The 17,210-nt window shown below is 69.9% G+C and carries 11 protein-coding genes; 4 read left to right on the top strand and 7 right to left on the bottom strand.

The window, feature by feature from the left end; all coding sequences use genetic code 11:
- From AC3FMM_RS20085 to fusA, 4 genes are all read right to left on the bottom strand, one after another.
- On the bottom strand, nucleotides 1–4,461 hold the full coding sequence (locus tag AC3FMM_RS20085; RefSeq protein WP_488687352.1) for a response regulator: 4,461 nt from the start codon (nucleotides 4,459–4,461) through the stop codon (nucleotides 1–3).
- Between the two features lie 167 nt (nucleotides 4,462–4,628).
- On the bottom strand, nucleotides 4,629–5,054 hold the full coding sequence (locus tag AC3FMM_RS20080) for a PRC-barrel domain-containing protein (protein ID WP_062804057.1): 426 nt from the start codon (nucleotides 5,052–5,054) through the stop codon (nucleotides 4,629–4,631).
- A 191-nt stretch (nucleotides 5,055–5,245) separates the two neighbouring features.
- On the bottom strand, nucleotides 5,246–6,367 hold the full coding sequence (locus AC3FMM_RS20075; protein WP_488687351.1) for a porin: 1,122 nt from the start codon (nucleotides 6,365–6,367) through the stop codon (nucleotides 5,246–5,248).
- Between the two features lie 529 nt (nucleotides 6,368–6,896).
- Nucleotides 6,897–9,005 carry an elongation factor G gene (gene fusA, locus AC3FMM_RS20070; RefSeq protein WP_116313678.1) on the bottom strand — a complete coding sequence of 703 codons (2,109 nt, stop codon included), beginning with the start codon at nucleotides 9,003–9,005 and terminating at the stop codon, nucleotides 6,897–6,899.
- 293 nt (nucleotides 9,006–9,298) lie between these two features.
- Here fusA and AC3FMM_RS20065 point away from each other — a divergent pair, with 293 nt between their 5' ends.
- Nucleotides 9,299–9,928, top strand: a complete 630-nt coding sequence (locus AC3FMM_RS20065) for a response regulator transcription factor (RefSeq protein WP_026164172.1) — start codon at nucleotides 9,299–9,301, stop codon at nucleotides 9,926–9,928.
- A gap of 76 nt (nucleotides 9,929–10,004) precedes the next feature.
- On the opposite strand, the gene AC3FMM_RS20060 is transcribed toward AC3FMM_RS20065, so the two are convergent.
- Nucleotides 10,005–10,772 (bottom strand): FadR/GntR family transcriptional regulator, encoded by a 768-nt coding sequence (locus AC3FMM_RS20060; protein ID WP_115682163.1) that lies wholly within the window; start codon nucleotides 10,770–10,772, stop codon nucleotides 10,005–10,007.
- A 167-nt stretch (nucleotides 10,773–10,939) separates the two neighbouring features.
- Between AC3FMM_RS20060 and gudD the strand changes: the two genes are divergently transcribed.
- The 3 genes from gudD to AC3FMM_RS20045 all read left to right on the top strand — a co-directional run bounded on the left by gudD (nucleotide 10,940) and on the right by AC3FMM_RS20045 (nucleotide 14,502).
- Nucleotides 10,940–12,295, top strand: a complete 1,356-nt coding sequence (gene gudD, locus AC3FMM_RS20055) for a glucarate dehydratase (RefSeq protein ID WP_488687350.1) — start codon at nucleotides 10,940–10,942, stop codon at nucleotides 12,293–12,295.
- 90 nt (nucleotides 12,296–12,385) lie between these two features.
- Nucleotides 12,386–13,408 carry a Bug family tripartite tricarboxylate transporter substrate binding protein gene (locus AC3FMM_RS20050; protein WP_326346251.1) on the top strand — a complete coding sequence of 341 codons (1,023 nt, stop codon included), beginning with the start codon at nucleotides 12,386–12,388 and terminating at the stop codon, nucleotides 13,406–13,408.
- A 98-nt stretch (nucleotides 13,409–13,506) separates the two neighbouring features.
- Complete coding sequence (locus AC3FMM_RS20045) at nucleotides 13,507–14,502, top strand: Bug family tripartite tricarboxylate transporter substrate binding protein (RefSeq protein ID WP_115682166.1); 996 nt, start codon at nucleotides 13,507–13,509, stop codon at nucleotides 14,500–14,502.
- A gap of 126 nt (nucleotides 14,503–14,628) precedes the next feature.
- On the opposite strand, the gene AC3FMM_RS20040 is transcribed toward AC3FMM_RS20045, so the two are convergent.
- On the bottom strand, nucleotides 14,629–16,155 hold the full coding sequence (locus AC3FMM_RS20040) for an aldehyde dehydrogenase (NADP(+)) (RefSeq protein ID WP_116313677.1): 1,527 nt from the start codon (nucleotides 16,153–16,155) through the stop codon (nucleotides 14,629–14,631).
- Nucleotides 16,156–16,269: 114 nt separating this feature from the next.
- Nucleotides 16,270–17,184: a 5-dehydro-4-deoxyglucarate dehydratase gene (kdgD, locus tag AC3FMM_RS20035; protein ID WP_111520918.1), complete on the bottom strand. Its 915-nt coding sequence runs from the start codon at nucleotides 17,182–17,184 to the stop codon at nucleotides 16,270–16,272.
- Nucleotides 17,185–17,210: the final 26 nt, after the last annotated feature.

The following is a 17,210-nucleotide window of genomic DNA, read 5'->3' as shown; positions in this document are numbered from 1 at the left end:
TCAGCTTGCCGGTTGTGGCCGGCCGGGCGCTTCGGCCCGCGCGGCATCGCCCCGGATCTCGGCGACGACATCGCGCAGGACTTCGAGCAGCGTCTGCGGCGGATAGGGCTTGCGCAGCACCGCCACCGCGCCCAGCGTGGCGCGCTGTGCCGGCGTCAACTCCAGCGCGTAGCCGGTGGCGAACACCACGCCCAGCCCCGGATGGCGCGAGCGTGCTGCCAGCGCCAGGTCCACGCCGGAATCCCCGGCCAGGGCGACGTCGGTCAGCAGCACGTCGACCGCGTTGCCGGCCAGCACGGCGAGCGCCGCGCTCTCACTGTCCGCTTCCAGCGCGTGCACGCCATAGGCACGCAGCACTTCCGCGGTGCCGGCGCGTACCAGCGCGTCGTCGTCGACGCACAGCACGCGCAGCGGCGCGACGTCCGGCGCGTGGCCGACTGGCGCCGGGTGCTGGCCCGCCGCGGCCGTCGCGGCGCGCTGGCTGCGATTTGCCAGCACATGGCGCACCTTGCGTGCCAGCGCCTCATGCGTGTAGGGCTTGCTGAGCAGTTCGATGCCGGCATCGAGGCGTCCGTCATGCACGATGACGCTGTCGGCATAGCCCGAGGTGAACAGCACGCCCACGTCCGGCATCCGTTCGCGCAGCTTGCGCGCCAGCTCCGTGCTGCGCAGGGGGCCGGGCATCACCACGTCGCTGAACAGCAGGTCCACCGGCACGCCACGCTCGACGATGGCCAGCGCGCTGTGCGCGTCGCGCGCGCGCAGCACGTGGTAGCCCAGGCTGGCGAGCATCTCGACCACGGTGGCGCGCACGTCCTCGTCGTCTTCCACCACCAGCACGGTCTCGCTGCCGCCGCGCGCCGGGCCTGCGTCCAGTTCGATATCCGGGTCTTCGTCCTCAAGCACGCGCGGCAGGAGCAGCGTGACCGTGGTGCCGCGCCCGGGCTCGCTGGCGATCTTCACGTGTCCGTCGGACTGGCGGATAAAGCCATACACCATGCTCAGCCCCAGGCCGGTGCCCTGGCCCTCGGGCTTGGTGGTGAAGAAGGGCTCGAACACGCGTTCCTGCACCTCGGGCGCCATGCCCACGCCGGTGTCGGTGACCGACAGCAGCACATACTGCATCGGCGCGGCTGGCGCGGCTTCGTTGGCGGTTTCGTTGGTGGCTTCGCCCGGCCGCGCATTGCGCGCCGCGATGGTCAGGCGCCCGTGCCCTTGCATGGCGTCGCGCGCGTTGATCGCCAGGTTCAGCAGCGCATTCTCGACCTGGAAGGGGTCGACCAGCGTGTTCCAAAGGTCGGGCGCGACCACGGTTTCGACCTCGATGCCGTCGCCCAGCGCCCGGCGCAGCATGTCGTCCAGCGTGCGCACCAGCCGGCCCAGGTTGACCACCCGCGGCGCCAGTGGCTGGCGCCGCCCGAACGCCAGCAGCTGCGATGCCAGCTTGGCGCCGCGCGCGACCCCGGCCAGCGCGTTGCGCAGGCGCGGCCCGGCGCGGTCATCGCCGGCGAGGTCGCGCGTCAGCAACTGCAGGTTGCCGCCGATCACCTGCAGCAGGTTGTTGAAATCATGCGCGACGCCGCCGGTCAGGTTGCCGATCGCCTCCATCTTCTGCGCCGTGCGCAGGGCCTCGTCGGCGTGGCGCAGCGCGGCCTGCGCTTCGCGGTCGCCGGTGACATCGCGGCCGACGCCATGGACATGGCCGTTGGCCGGATCGACCGACAGCGTCCAGGCCAGCCAGCGCAGTGCGCCGTCGGCGCGCTGCTGCCGGCATTCAAAGCGCACCGGCACGCCATCGTGGCGCAGGGCGTCCAGCTGCGCACTCGCGCCGGCCAGGTCGTCAGGGTAGATAAACGATAGATACGCGCGTCCCAGCACCTGCTGCGGCGCGTGGCCGAGCGTGCGCGTCCACGCCGGACTGACCCGCTGCAGGCAGCCATCGAAGCGCGCCACGATCAGCAGGTCTTCGCTCAGCTCCCACAGCCGGTCATGGTTGGCCACGGCCTGCGCGACGCGGCGCTCCAGCGAGGCGTTGAGTTCCTGCAGGCGGCGCTCGGTGGCCCGGCGCAGTTCGGAGAGGCGCAGATTGCTGGCCACGCGCGCCAGCAATTCCCGCGCGGAGAAGGGCTTGACCAGGTAGTCGTCGGCGCCGCTGCCCAGGCCGCTGACGCGCGCCTCCTCGCCGGCGCGGGCGGACAGCAGCAGCACCGGCGTGTCGCTCAGCGCGGCATCGGCGCGCAGCGCGCGCACCAGGCCAAAGCCGTCCAGGCGCGGCATCATCACGTCCGACACCACCAGTGCCGGCGCGTGCGCGCGCGCCAGCGCCAGCGCGGCCTCGCCGTCGGCGGCCACGGCGACGCGATGGCCGGCGGCGCCCAGCAGGCGGCGCATGTAGTCGCGCAGGTCGTCGTTGTCGTCCACCACCAGCACCAGGGCGCTGCCATGCGCCGCCTCGCCGGCTGCGGCGTCGGCCGCGCCTTGCGGGGCGGACAACGGAAGCTCATCCGCTGCCACGGTCGTTGCCGGCGGCATCTGTACCTGCGGCCAGCGCAGCGCGGTCTCGACATAGGCGCGCGCCTGCACGCTGCTGGCCGGCGGCGCGGCGTCGGCCTCCGCAGCCACCTCAGTGGCCGCATCCATGGCTACGTCGGCGCCGGCCGGCAGGCGCACGGTAAAACAGGTGCCCTCGCCGGGGGTGCTCTGCACGTCGATGGTGCCGCCATGCAGCCGCACCAGTTCCTGCACCAGCGCCAGCCCGATGCCGCTGCCTTCGATGCTGCGGCCCTGGGCGCCTTCGACGCGATGAAAGCGCTCGAAGATGCGCGGCAGTTCCGCCGCCGGGATGCCGATGCCGGTGTCGCGCACGGTCAGCGCTACGGCGTCGTCGCCCTGCGGCGCGACCGCCACGGTGATGGTGCCGGCGAAGGTGAACTTGAAGGCGTTGGAGACCAGGTTCAGCACGATGGTCTCCCACATGTCGCGGTCCACCGCCACGGCGTGCGCCAGCGGCGGGCACAGCGGCGGGCAGTCGACCCGCAGCGTGATGCCGGCCGCTTCCACGCTGGCGCGGAACAGCGAGGCCAGGTCCGCCGTCAGCGCGGCCACGTCGGTGGGCTGGCGCCGCATCGTCACGCGGCCGGACTCGATGCGCGAGAAGTCCAGCAGCGCATTGACCAGCTTGAGCAGGCGCAGCCCGTTGCGATGCGTCATCTCCAGCATGGCGCGGTCCTCGCCGGAACCGGCGCGGCGCACCAGTTCTTCCAGCGGGCCCAGCATCAGCGTCAGCGGCGTGCGGAACTCGTGGCTGATATTGGAGAAGAACGCGGTCTTGGCGCGGTCGATTTCGGCCAGCGCCTCGGCGCGCTTGCGCTCCGCCTCATAGGCCAGAGCCGAATGCATGGCGGCGCCGATCTGCCCCGCCGCCAGCGTCAGGAAGCTGCGGTAGCGCTCGTCGAACAGGCGGAACGGATTCAGGCCGACCACCAGCACGCCGCGATGCGACGCGCTGCCCGACGGCGCCACCTCGATCACGGCCGCGCGCGACGGCGGCACGCCCCAGGCACCGCCCGGCAGCGGTACGGCGAAGCGCTCCGCCAGGCCGTCGAGCAGCACCGGCTGCTGCTGCGCCAGGACTTCGGCCACCGGCCACGGCCAGTGCGCGTCCAGCGCGATCTGCGCGGGCGCGCCCGGGTGGCCGCTATCGACGCCGATGCCGATGGCGCCGGCGCGCTGCAGCGCGCGTGCGCCGGGCTCGGCAATGTACAGCAGCGCGAACACGATGTCGCGCGGGTCCGACGACAGCGCCGCCATGGCGCGCCCGCACGCGTCGCGCCAGGCGCGCGCCTCGCTGGCCGTTGCCGCCACGTCGCGCAGCACGTTCAGCTGGCGCTCGGCCAGCACGCGCTCCGTGTCGTCGCTGTTGGCGCAGATGATGCCGCCGGTGCCGCCGTGGTCGTCCGGCACCGGGCTGTAAGAGAAGGTGTAGTAGGTTTCCTCCGGGTAGCCGTTGCGCTCCATGATCAGCAGCTTCTGCTCGACGAAGGTGCCTTCGCTGCCGGTCATGGCAGTGGCCAGCAGGGGGCCGATCTCGGGCCAGATCTCGCGCCACACCACGGAGGTGGGCTGGCCGAGCGCGCCGGGGTGCTTGCCGCCGATGATCGATTTGTAGGCGTCGTTGTAGAAGAAGTGCAGGGCGTCGCCCCAGCCGATCCAGATCGGCTGGCGCGAGGTCAGCATGATGCGGATCGCGGTCTTGAGGCTGTTCGGCCAGCCTTGCGGGGGCCCGAGCGGGGTCGAGTCCCAGTCGAAGCCGCGCATCAGCGCGCCCATCTCGCCACCGCCGGAGAGAAAGCCGGGCATGTCGCCGGGCGGGACGGGCGCTGCGCTGGCGCCGGCGGTTGCGGTTTCGGCCAGGGTCGGCGGAGATGGCAGGGGCGTCATGCTGGCGGCGGGTGTCCTCATGGTGGTCTCTCGGGCACGCCGGCCCCGGCGTCCGGCCCGCGCGTCTTGGCAGACTGTGCCTAGCCTTGCCGTGCAATGCAAGCGGGCCGCGAGGCGCCTGTCGCGGCGCACTCGCGGCCCTGGTTCGCAGCGTGCTGCGATCAGCCTGCCGCGGGCTTACTGTGGGCTTACAGCGGCGGAGAGACCCAGTACGGGTCGCGCCCGTAGTATTCGTGCAGCGACTTGCCCCACTGCGGGTCGGCCATGCTCGGCCAGCTGTCCTTGTTGAAGCCCGGCGCGGACTTGATCCGGTCCGCCGTCACGGCGATCCGGAAGCACTTTTCGTCGGTATCCATGACCAGCGCGTTCCACGGAATGGCGTGCAGCGTGTCACCCATGCCGAGGAAGCCGCCGGTGGTCAGCACCGCATAGGCAATGCGCCCGTGCGGCACGTCCAGCATGATCTCGGAGATCTTGCCGACATGTTCGCCATCGGACGAATAGGCCTTGGTGCCATCCAGGCTGGAAGCCGCCATCACTTCCGGGCCCGGGCCTTCGCCCACGCCGGAACCGACGATGGCTGCGCCTTGACTGCTGGGAGGTTGCGTTTGCATGCTGTGCTCCTTGTCGCGAGACGGTGGAATGCTTGGCGTGCGCAATGACCATGCCTGCGCCGCTTTGCCGTGGTTTCCACGTGGATCGCCCCGCTGCGCGCCCGTTGGCACCCCCCGCGGAGGTAATTCTTTCGCGTGGCTTGCAAAAACAACGCATCCGCACGGACGCCGCGCGGCATTCGGCAGCCGCTTCAGAAGTGGTGCCGCATGCCAAGCATCACGCCCACGCGCGTGCTGCGCGCCACGTCGGTGGCGGGCGTGCCAGCCCAGTACTCGGTCTCGCGGCCGACCGCGCCGCCGCGCGCGCGCACCACGTCGGCTTCCAGGTACAGGCTGGTGCGCCGGGACAGGGCGTAGTCGGCCACCACCGCGACGCTGTCGGCGTTGCCGCTGCCCAGCAGCACCGGCACCTGCAGGAACTGCGTGGTCACGTGGCCGCGCTGCCAGTAGCGGTAATAGGCGCCGGATACATGCAGCGCGGGCGTGAGCTGGTAGCCCAGCCCGGCGAAGGCGATGTTGAAGCGCGCGCCGCCCACGGCCGGATTTCGCGCCGATTCGCGCCGGCCCATGTGGCCCACGTAGAAGGTGGCCTTGCCGGCTGCGTAGGAGCCGCCCACGGCGTAGTTGCGTACCGTGCTGCCGCCGTCGGCGCTGCGGCGCTGGTCATAGGCCGCGCCCAGCGCCAGCGCGCCCTGCTGCAGCATCAACCCGCCGCCCAGCGTGGCGCCGCGCGCCAGGCTGCCGGCTTGCCCGCCGGCGCCGTAGTCCAGTTGCAGCGTCAGCGGGCCGGCGCTCTTCTTGTAGACCACGCTGTGGTCGATGCGATAGTCCTGAAAGAAGATGTCGCCGCCCAGGTAGATCGGATCGGACCAGAAGTTGCCCCAGCCCTGGTCCAGCGGATTGAAGGCCCAGCCGATATTGTTCAGGGCGTTGTACTGGCGGCCGAAGGTCAGGCTGCCCCAGTCGCCGGCCAGGCCGGCATAGGCCTGGCGGCCAAACAGCGCCTGGTAGCTGGCGCGGCCGTCGTCGCTGCCGATGCCGGCCTCGAGCTGGAAGATGGCGTGCTGGCCGCCGCCCAGGTCTTCGTCGCCCTTCAGGCCGAAGCGGCTGCCGACCATGCCGCCGGAGACCAGCGCCGCCTGGTCGTGGTGATGGCCGTCGAGGTTCGAGGTGTAGCGCACGGCCGTGCTGACGATGCCATAGACGGTGACGCCCGGCTGCGCATGGGCGCGCCCCGCGGTGAGGGCAGTGATAAGGGCAGCGACGGGCAACAGCCCGGCCGCCGGCAGCCAGTGGCTGGCTGTCTTCTTCATGGAGGGTCCTCCGGAGGGCCGGATCCGGACGGCGCGGTAGCGTGCCGGAGCGGATCCGTCAGGCCGATGGCCTGCGGGTTCCAGTCCCGCGCGGGGGCACGCGGGTCGTCATCGGGCCTGGCGCAACGGATGCGTGGCCCGGGCGAGGGTCGAAGCGGGCGACGATGCCTGGAGGGTCGGCGAATGCCGGCAGTATTGCCGGGCAAGCCTTGGGCAGCGCCGCTTGCCGGCGCCACGGGAGCGGCCCGAAGGCCATGGAGCGGGTTCGCCGGCGCCCGCTTCGGCAAGCGTTTTTCGGCAATGGCCGATCGGGCTTGGAAGGCGCATGCCGGGTCGTCCCCGGCGCGGCGAACCGGGCGTAGTTTACCCGCACTGGGTCAGCGCCCTTGAAAAGTGCTTCGTCCGGCGCTGGTTGCTGGCCTGATCAGGCCGCTGGCGTGCCCCCTCTACCGCATGCGGGAGAGGGGTGGAGGAGAGGGCCGGCGCGTCAACGAACTCGGTCGCCACACACCGGCCGGGGGCGGACGCCTCAGCCCACCCGCTTCGCCGAGATCACCGCTTCCGCCACATTGGCCGGGGCCTCGGCGTAGTGCTTGAACTCCATGGTGAAGGTCGCGCGTCCCTGTGTCAGCGAGCGCAGCGTGGTGGAGTAGCCGAACATGGTCGCCAGCGGCACTTCGGCGCGTACGATCTTGCCACCGCCGCCGGCGATGTCTTCCATGCCGTGCACCATGCCGCGGCGCGACGACAGATCGCCCATCACGTTGCCGGTGAATTCCTCGGGCGTCTCCACCTCGACCGCCATCATCGGCTCCAGCAGCGTCGGCCGGGCGCGGCGCATGCCTTCCTTGAACGCCATCGAGCCGGCCATGCGGAACGCGTTTTCGTTCGAGTCGACGTCGTGGTAAGAGCCGAATACCAGCGTGGCCTTGATGTCGACCACCGGGTACCCCGCCAGCACGCCCGACTGCATGGTCTCGCGGATGCCCTTGTCCACCGCGGGGATGAACTCGCGCGGCACCACGCCGCCCTTGATCGCATCGACGAACTCGTAGCCGCCGCCATGCGGCATCGGCTCCAGGTTCAGCACCACGTGGCCGTACTGGCCGCGCCCGCCCGACTGCTTGATGAACTTGCCCTCGACGTCGCGCGCGGCGTGGCGGATGGTCTCGCGGTACGCCACCTGCGGCTTGCCGACCGAGGCTTCGACGCCGAATTCGCGCCGCATGCGGTCGACCAGGATTTCCAGGTGCAGCTCGCCCATGCCGGAGATGATGGTCTGCCCGGACTCTTCGTCCGTGGTCACGCGGAACGACGGGTCTTCCTGCGCCAGCCGGTTCAGCGCGATGCCCATCTTCTCCTGGTCGGCCTTGGTCTTCGGCTCCACCGCCTGCGAGATCACCGGCTCGGGAAAGCTCATGCGCTCCAGGATGATGACCTTGTCGGGGTCGCACAGCGTGTCGCCGGTGGTGGCCTCCTTCAGGCCCACCGCCGCGGCGATGTCGCCGGCGCGCACTTCCTTGATCTCCTGGCGCACGTTGGCGTGCATCTGCAGGATGCGCCCCAGGCGCTCGCGCTTGCCCTTGAGCGGGTTGTAGACGCTGTCGCCCGAACTGACCACGCCGGAATACACGCGGAAGAAGATCAGCTGGCCGACAAAGGGGTCGGTCATGATCTTGAACGCCAGCGCGGCGAACGGCTCGTCGTCGCTGGGGTGGCGCTCGGCCTCGCGGTCGTCCTCGGTGTGGCCCAGGATGGCGGGCACGTCGGCGGGCGACGGCAGGTAGTCGATCACCGCGTCGAGCATGCTCTGCACGCCCTTGTTCTTGAAGGCGCTGCCGCACAGCATCGGCACGATCTCGTTGGCGATGGTGCGCTTGCGCAGGCCCTGCTTGATCTGGTCCTCGGTCAGCGGCTCGCCCGACAGGTACTGGTTCAGCAGCGCCTCGTCGGCCTCGGCGGCGGCCTCGACCATCTTGTCGCGCCATTCCTGCGCGGTGGCGAGCAGGTCTGCGGGGATGTCCTGGTACTCGAAGCGCACGCCCTGGCTGGCCTCGTCCCAGACGATGGCCTTCATCTTGACCAGGTCGACCACGCCCTGGAAGTGGTCCTCGGCGCCCAGCGGAATCTGGATCGGCACGGCGCGGCCGCGCAGGCGCTCGGCAATCTGCGTCTGCACGCGGAAGAAGTCGGCGCCGATGCGGTCCATCTTGTTGACGAACGCGATGCGCGGCACCGCGTACTTGTTGGCCTGGCGCCAGACGGTTTCGGATTGCGGCTGCACCCCGCCGACGGCATCGTAGACCATGCAGGCACCGTCCAGCACGCGCATGGAGCGCTCGACTTCGATGGTGAAGTCGACGTGCCCCGGCGTATCGATGATGTTGATGCGGTGCTCGGGATAATTGCCGGCCATGCCTTTCCAGAAGGCGGTAGTGGCGGCCGAGGTGATGGTGATGCCGCGCTCCTGCTCCTGCTCCATCCAGTCCATGGTGGCCGCGCCATCGTGCACTTCGCCAAGCTTGTGGTTGACGCCCGTGTAGAACAGGATGCGCTCGGTCGTCGTGGTCTTGCCGGCGTCGATATGCGCGCTGATGCCGATATTGCGGTAGCGCTCGATGGGGGTCTTGCGGGGCACAGTGTTCTCCATGGATGAAACACGCCCGAATAGAGTAGCACCACTGGCCGCTCCCCGTTGCCCCTGCCGCGGGCAGGGACACGCGCTTCGGGGCGGCCCGCGCACGGTCCCGCGCGTCTGAGGCGGGCCTAGGATTTTCGCTGCAACCGAAGCGGATTCCTCCCATCCTGTGCGCGCCTGCGGCTCCCTATACTGGCGTGGCATCGCGCACCGGCATGCGCCGTTCCTGCCAGCCCGTTCCAGCATCGGGATGTTGCCTCCGCCGATGCCTGCCTAGAACCTGGACCCCGCGCATGACAACCATCCTGATCGTTGACGACCATCCGGCGATGCGGTTGGTGCTTCGGCACCATCTGTCGCAACTGCTTGGCGTCGACGAGGTGATCGAGGCGGACAACGGGCAATGCGCCATCGAAATGGTGCGCGCACGCATGCCGGACCTGGTGCTGCTCGACCTCGACATCCCGCGCTCGAGCGGGCTCGACGTGGCGCCGCGCCTGCGCGCGATCCATCCGCAGGTGCGCATCCTGGTGGTGACGGCGCTGGACCCGGCCGTGTTCGTCAGCCGTTCGTGGCAGGCGGGCGCGCAGGGCTTCGTCAGCAAGACCCAGGACATCAAGGAAATCCTGCGCGCGGTCGAGGCCGTGCTGGCGGGCTATACCGTGTTCCCGGTGCTGGGCCGCGGCGGCGCGCCGCGCCAGTCGATGTCGGCCGACGACGAGATGCTGCGGCGGCTGTCCGACAAGGAACTGGTGGTGCTGCAGATGCTGGCGCGCGGCATGTCGTACAAGGCCATCAGCGAAAGCCTCTTTATCAGCAACAAGACCGTCAGCAGCTACAAGGCCCGCATCATGAACAAGCTGCAGGTGTCGTCGCTGGTCGAACTGGTCGACTTCGCGCGCCGCTGCCGGTTGACGCCTTAGCGGCGGGCGCCGCCGTCACTATTCATTAGACATCGTATGACTTGCCGGCGCATGCCCGCCGCACGCGCGTCCCGCCTCAGCCTTGCGGGCCGGCCGAGCCGGACGCCTTGCGCAGCCGCTCGCGGCTGTTGGTCAGGTGCATGCGCATGGCGGCCTTGGCGGCGTCGGGGTCGCGGCGCTCGATCGCGTCGTAGATGTTCTCGTGCTCGATGCTGACCCGCTCCAGGTACTGCACGCGCTCGGGGGTGCTGACCTGCAGCCGGCTGCGCGGGATCACCATGGTGCCCAGGTGACCCATGATGTCGGTGAAATAGCGGTTGCCGGTGGCGCGCGCGATGGCCAGGTGGAAGGCGAAGTCGCTCTCTACCGCGTCATTGCCCTCGCCGGCGCCGTGCTTGAGCTCGTCCAGCGCCTGGCGCATCGCCGCAAGTTGCGCCTCGGTGCGGCGCGCGGCCGCCAGGCCGGCCGCCTCGGCTTCCACGCTGACGCGGAATTCCAGCATCGCCATCACATCCATGGCCGTGCCCAGCGTGTCCGGCCCGATCCGGAATGGCGACGGCGCTTCGGCCGGGCGTTCCAGCACGAAGGTGCCGATGCCGTGGCGCGTCTCCACCAGGCCGCTGGCCTGTAGCCGCGACAGCGCTTCGCGCACCACGGTGCGGCTCACGCCCATGGTGGCCATGATCTCGGATTCGGTGGGTAGCTTGTCGCCGGGCTTGAGCTGGCCCTGGCGGATCTCCTCGCCAAGGGCTTGTACGACTTCTTCGGCAAGCGTGCGGCCGCGGCGGCGCAACGGGGTCGGGGCGGAACTCGGGGTCGGCGCGAGAGGCTGGGCGTTCGGCATGGCAGCTACGTACGAATTCAGGGATACGGGCGGGCTTTCCCGGACTTGACCGGCCCGAGAATGCCTCATTATACTGGGTTATCAGTCATACGATGACAGATAACATACGCAACACAAGGCCCGGGTGAAGGATCGTACGCCCGGGGCCAGCCGGAGACCTTGCCGAGATGACCCCTACCGCCGCCTCCATGGCGTCCGCCCATACCCCGGTCGTGACCGAACTGACCGTGGTGCCCGTTGCCGGGCATGACAGCATGCTGATGAACCTGTCCGGCGCCCATGGCCCGTACTTCACGCGCAATATCGTGATCGTGCGCGACAGCGCCGGCCATACCGGCGTCGGCGAAGTGCCGGGCGGCGAAGGCATCCGCCAGACCCTGGAAGACGCGCGCCCGCTGCTGGTGGGCCAGCCCATCGGCCAGTACCAGGCCATGCTGAACCGCGTGCGTGCCGCCTTTGCCGGCCGCGACGCCGGTGGCCGCGGCCTGCAGACCTTCGACCTGCGCATCACCATCCACGCCGTCACGGCCCTGGAGGCGGCGCTGCTCGACCTGCTCGGCCAGCACCTGGAGGTGCCGGTGGCCGCGCTGCTGGGCGAAGGCCAGCAGCGCGACGCGGTGGAGATGCTGGGGTACCTGTTCTATATCGGCGAGCGCCAGCGCACCACGCTGGACTACCGCACCGAGCCGGACGCGGACAACGCGTGGTTCCGCCTGCGCAATGAAGCGGCGATGACGCCCGAGGCCGTGGTGCGCCTGGCCGAAGCGGCGTATGAGCGCTACGGCTTCAATGACTTCAAGCTCAAGGGCGGCGTGCTGCGCGGCGACGAAGAGATGGAAGCGATCCTGGCGCTGGCCGAGCGCTTCCCCAGGGCGCGCATCACGCTCGATCCCAACGGCGCCTGGTCGCTGGCGGACGCCGTGCGCCTGTGCCGCGACAAGCGCGGCGTGCTGGCCTATGCCGAAGATCCGTGTGGCGCCGAAGACGGCTACTCGGGCCGCGAGATCATGGCCGAGTTCCGCACCGCCACCGGCCTGCCCACCGCCACCAACATGATCGCCACCGACTGGCGCCAGATGGGGCATGCGGTGCGGCTGCAGTCGGTCGACATCCCGCTGGCCGACCCGCATTTCTGGACCATGCAGGGCTCGGTGCGGGTGGCCCAGATGTGCGCCGAATGGGGCCTGACCTGGGGCTCGCATTCGAACAACCACTTCGATATCTCGCTGGCGATGTTCACGCACGTGGCGGCGGCCGCGCCGGGACGCGTCACCGCGATCGACACCCACTGGATCTGGCAGGACGGCGAACACCTGACCCGCAACCCGCTGCAGATCGAAGGCGGGCTGGTGCAGGTGCCCAAGACCCCGGGGCTGGGCGTCGAGCTCGACCCGGATGCGCTGGCGCGCGCGCACGAGCTGTACCAGCGCAAGGGCCTGGGCGCGCGCGACGATGCCGCGGCGATGCAGTTCCTGATCCCGGGCTGGCAGTTCAACAACAAGGCGCCGTGCATGGTGCGCTGACGCGCCACCGGCGACGACGCCAACGGCCATTGCCCCTCATCCATCCCGCGGCGGCAGGCCTCTCTCATCAAAAACAGTGCAGGAGACACCATGACCACATTCCAACGCCAGGGCGCGCCGCGCCTGCCTCACTGGCTGCGCGCCGTTGCGCTCGGCTCGGTCGCCGCGGTCGCGGCGCTGACCTTCATCGGCCCGGCCGGCGCCGCGGCGCAGGACTGGCCGCAACGTCCGGTATCGGTGGTGGTGCCGTTCCCGCCGGGCGGCTCCAGCGATGCCATCGCGCGCATGCTGACGGTGCCGCTCAACGAGAAGCTGGGCCAGCCATTCGTGATCGACAACCGCCCCGGCGCGACCGGCGCCATCGGCGCCACCTACGTCAAGCGCGCGCCGGCCGACGGCTACACCATGATGGTGGCGTCGATCGGCGTCTATGCGGTCAATCCGTTCCTGCAGAAGAACCTGGCCTATGACCCGGCCAAGGACTTCGACCTGCTGACCGTGGCGGTGCGCGCGCCCAACGTGCTGGTGGCCAACCCGCAGTTCCCGGCCAACACGCTGGCGGAACTGGTGGCATACATGAAGAAGAACCCGGGCAAGGTCAGCTTTGCCTCGTCCGGCGCCGGTTCGTCCGACCACCTGACCGCGGCGCTGTTCTGGCAGAAGAGCGCCACCGACGGCCTGCACGTGCCCTACAAGGGCGGTGGCCCGGCCATCTCGGACCTGCTGGCCGGACAGGTGGACGTGTCGTTCCAGAACGTCAACGCGGTGCTGCAGCACATCCGTGCCGGCAAGCTCAAGGCGATGGCGGTGACTTCCGACAAGCGCTCGCCGGTGCTGCCCAATGTGCCCACCATGGCCGAGGCCGGCATCAAGGATGTCGAGGTCTACTCGTGGCAGGGCGTGGCCGCGCCGCGCGGCCTGCCGCCGGAGATCAAGAGCCGCCTGCACGGCGCGCTGGTGTCGTCGCTGAACGACCCCAAGATGCGCCAGAAGCTGTCCGAGAGCGGCTTCGAGGTGGTGGCCAACACCCCCGAGCAGTTCAACCAGTTCGAGGCGCAGGAGCTGCAGCGCTGGAAGACCGTGATCGAGAAGGGCAAGATCGCGCTGGACTGAAAACCGCCCCATAAAACCCAATACCAAAGCACCGACCGCGCCGGCCCTGCACGTGCATCGTGCCGCGCCGGCGCGCGCCCTCGACTGGAGACCACAGCATGACTTACGGACGCCGCAACTTCCTCAAGCAATCCTCCGCCCTGGCCGCCGGGCTCGCCGCGGGGCCGCTCGCCGGCCTGTCGTCGGCCGCGCACGCCGCGGACTGGCCCACCCGCCCGATCCGCCTGGTGGTGCCGTACACCGCCGGCGGCTCGTCGGACATCATCGCGCGCCTGATCAGCAAGCAGCTGGGCGAGGCGCTGGGCCAGTCGGTGGTGGTCGACAACCGCCCCGGCGCCAACGGCAACGTCGGCGCGGCACTGGTCGCTCAGGCGACCGACAACCACACGCTGCTGCTGTGCGATATCGGCGCGCTGGCGATCAGCCCGTCGGTCTACACCAAGCTGACCTTCAATATCGCCAAGGACCTGAAGCCGGTGTCGATGCTGGCGTATTCGCCGCACCTGCTGGTGGTGCATCCGTCGGTGCAGGTGACCAGCGTGAAGGAACTGGTGGCGCTGTCGCAGCGCAGCCAGCTCAATTTCGCCGTGACCGCCATCGGCAGCGCGCCGCACCTGGCCGGCGTGGCGGTGGAGCAGGCCACCGGCGCCAAGTGGCAGTACGTGCCCTACAAGGGCGGCTCGCAAGCCATTGCCGACACCGTCGGCGGCAGCGCCCAGGTGCTGATGAACGGCATGCTCGCCACGCTGCCGCATGTGCAGTCGGGCAAGCTCAAGCTGATCGCACAGTCCAAGCGCACGCGCATGCCGCTGCTGCAGAACGTGCCGACCATCGCCGAGCAGGGCGTGCCGAACTTCGAGTCGGGCACCTGGCAGGGCGTGATGGCCCCGGCCAGCATGCCCGATGCGATGGTGGCGCGCATCAGCGCCGAACTGATCCGCATCATCCGCGCCCCTGACTTGCGCGCCCAGCTGGTGGCGCAGGGCGCCGAAGTGGTGACGATGACGCCGGGGGAAACCGGCAAGTTCTTTGTTGCCGAGCAAACACGCTGGGCGGGGGTGGTGAAGCAGGCGGGGATCAAGCTGGAGGCTTGAGGGGCAGGTGTTGGCAAGGGATGGCTCGCATGGGGAATGCGGGCCGTTTTTTTGCGGGGGCCTAGAGGAGGCGTGGCCAAAAGCAAAAAGCCCCGCACCAGGCGGGGCACGTCTCAATGGCTCTTGTTATTTCCGCAGCGCCGCCGGCATCAGCCCCTGCGGCAGGTTCTGGTAGCAAACCGGCCGCAGGAACCGGTCGATCGCCGTAGCGCCCACCGAAGTCGTACGCACATCGGACGTCGCCGGGAACGGCCCGCCGTGCACCATCGCGTACGCCACCTCGACGCCGGTGGGATAGCCGTTGCACAGCACGCGCCCGGCCTTGCGTTCCAGCACCGGCAGCAGGCGCTGCGCCGCCGCGTGGTCGGCGTCGTCGAGCTGCATCGTTGCGGTCAGCTGGCCTTCGAGCTGGCGCGCCACGGTCAGCATCTCCTCCATATCGCGGCACACCACCAGCACCGTCGATGGGCCGAACACCTCGGCCTGCATGCGGTGGTCAGCCAGGAACTGCGCGGCGGTGGTTTCGAACATCTCCGGCCGGGCCTGGTTGGTGCCGCTGGCGTCCACGCCATTGCCGATGCGCTGCAAGCCGTCGAGCGATGCCAGCTGGGCCACGCCCTGCTGATACGCGGCATGGATGCCGGGCGTCAGCATGGTGGCGGCAGGCTTGCCTTGCAGCGCGCCCAGTGCCGCCGCGCGGAACTTGTCCAGCGCCGGGCCTTCGATGCCGAGCACCAGTCCGGGGTTGGTGCAGAACTGGCCGACCCCGAGCACCAGTGACTCGACCAGCTGGCGGCCGATCTCCTCGCCGCGCGCGGCGAGCGCGGCGGGCAGCAGGAACACGGGGTTGATGCTGCTCATCTCGGCATACACCGGGATCGGCTGCGGGCGCGCGTTGGCGGCGCGCATCAGCGCCATGCCGCCGGCGCGCGAGCCGGTGAAGCCGACCGCCTGGATCGCCGGATGCGACACCAGCGCGGTGCCGATGGCATTGCCCGCGCCCACCAGCAGCGAGAACACGCCCTCGGGCAGGCCGGCGTCGCGCACCGCTTGCTGGATTGCGCGCCCGACCAGCTCGGAGGTGCCCAGGTGTGCCGGGTGCGCCTTGACCACCACCGGGCAGCCCGCGGCCAGCGCCGCGGCGGTGTCGCCGCCGGCCACGGAAAAGGCCAGCGGGAAGTTGCTGGCGCCAAACACCGCAACCGGGCCGATGGCGATGCGCTGCATGCGCAGGTCCGGCCGCGGCGGGGTGCGCTCGGGCAGCGCGGGGTCGAAGGTGGCTTGCTGCCAGCGGCCCTCGCGCAGCACGGTGGCGAACAGGCGCAGCTGGCCGGCGGTGCGGCCGCGCTCGCCTTGCAGGCGCGCGATCGGCAGCGCGCTTTCCAGGTGGGCGCGCTCGATCAGCGTGTCGCCCAGCGCCTCGATGCCCGCCGCGATGGCTTCAAGGAAGGCCGCGCGCTGTTCGGGCGTGGTGTTGCGGTACGTGTCGAAGGCGGCTTCGGCCAGCGCGCAGGCGCGCTCGACCTCGGCCTCACCGCCACCGTGGAAGTCAGGGCCGATCGCCGCGCCGGTGGCGGGGTTGATCGCCTGCAGCGTCGCTTCGGTGCCGCGCACGGCTTGCGCGCCGATCAGCATGTCGCCGGTGATTTGCATGGAAGGAATCCTTGTCAGCGTTTGGAACGGGAAGCCGGCCGGAGGGCATGCGCCCCACGGCCGGCTGGTCGGAATGCGAGGCGGGGACGGCGCGCTGGCCATCCGCGTGCCGGGTTACTGCGGTCCGAGCTTGTTGATCAGCGCGCCCAGCATCTCCATTTCCTCGCCGGTCAGGTCCGTCAGCGGCGCGCGCACGGGACCGCCGTCGCGGCCCACCAGGCGCGCGCCCGCCTTGACGATGCTGACCGCATAGCCGGCCTTGCGGTTGCGGATGGCCAGGTAGGGCAGGAAGAAGTCGTCGATCAGGCGGCCCACGGTGTCGTGGTCGTCCGCGGCGATGGCACGGTAGAAGTCCATCGCCGTCTTCGGGATGAAGTTGAACACCGCCGACGAATACACCGGCACGCCCAGCGCTTTGTAGGCCGCGGCATAGACCTCGGCGGTGGGCAGGCCGCCCAGGTAGGAGAAGCGGTCGCCCAGCTTGCGGCGGATGCTGACCATGGCTTCGATGTCGCCCACGCCGTCCTTGAAGCCGATCAGGTTGGGGCAGCGCGCGGCCAGGCGGGCCAGCTGGTCGGCGTTGAGCTTCGAATTGGCGCGGTTGTAGACGATCACGCCGATATCGACCGCCTTGCAGACTTCTTCCACGTGGGCGGCAATGCCGTCCTGGCTGGCTTCGGTCAGGTAGTGCGGCAGCAGCAGCACGCCCGCGGCGCCAAGACGCTGGGCTTCCTGCGCGTAGGCGATGGCGGTGCGGGTCGGGCCGCCGGCGCCGGCCAGGATCGGCACCTTGCCGGCGCAGGTGCGCACCGCGGTGTCGACCACGGCCGAGTAGTCCTGCGGCGTCAGCGAAAAGAATTCGCCAGTGCCGCCTGCCGCGAACAGGGCCGTGGCGCCGTAGGGGGCCAGCCATTCGAGGCGCGCGGCGTAGGACTTCGGCGCGAAGTCGCCCTGGGCGTCGAAGTCGGTGATGGGGAAGGACAGCAGGCCTTCGGAGACGATTTGCTTGAGTTCGTTGGGTGCGAGCATTGCGGCAATCCAGGGCGGGCCGGTGG

The sequence above is a fragment of the Cupriavidus sp. 207A1 genome (assembly GCF_057798955.1).
This window is presented reverse-complemented; position numbering and strand designations above follow the sequence as displayed.

What these genes read in the sequence shown, in the direction of transcription:
- AC3FMM_RS20085 (WP_488687352.1), bottom strand. Translation starts at nt 4,461, where the DNA reads ATGAGGACACCCGCCGCCAGCATGACGCCCCTGCCATCTCCGCCGACC.
- AC3FMM_RS20080 (WP_062804057.1), bottom strand. Translation starts at nt 5,054, where the DNA reads ATGCAAACGCAACCTCCCAGCAGTCAAGGCGCAGCCATCGTCGGTTCC.
- AC3FMM_RS20075 (WP_488687351.1), bottom strand. Translation starts at nt 6,367, where the DNA reads ATGAAGAAGACAGCCAGCCACTGGCTGCCGGCGGCCGGGCTGTTGCCC.
- AC3FMM_RS20065 (WP_026164172.1), top strand. Translation starts at nt 9,299, where the DNA reads ATGACAACCATCCTGATCGTTGACGACCATCCGGCGATGCGGTTGGTG.
- AC3FMM_RS20060 (WP_115682163.1), bottom strand. Translation starts at nt 10,772, where the DNA reads ATGCCGAACGCCCAGCCTCTCGCGCCGACCCCGAGTTCCGCCCCGACC.
- gudD (WP_488687350.1), top strand. Translation starts at nt 10,940, where the DNA reads ATGACCCCTACCGCCGCCTCCATGGCGTCCGCCCATACCCCGGTCGTG.
- AC3FMM_RS20050 (WP_326346251.1), top strand. Translation starts at nt 12,386, where the DNA reads ATGACCACATTCCAACGCCAGGGCGCGCCGCGCCTGCCTCACTGGCTG.
- AC3FMM_RS20045 (WP_115682166.1), top strand. Translation starts at nt 13,507, where the DNA reads ATGACTTACGGACGCCGCAACTTCCTCAAGCAATCCTCCGCCCTGGCC.
- AC3FMM_RS20040 (WP_116313677.1), bottom strand. Translation starts at nt 16,155, where the DNA reads ATGCAAATCACCGGCGACATGCTGATCGGCGCGCAAGCCGTGCGCGGC.
- kdgD (WP_111520918.1), bottom strand. Translation starts at nt 17,184, where the DNA reads ATGCTCGCACCCAACGAACTCAAGCAAATCGTCTCCGAAGGCCTGCTG.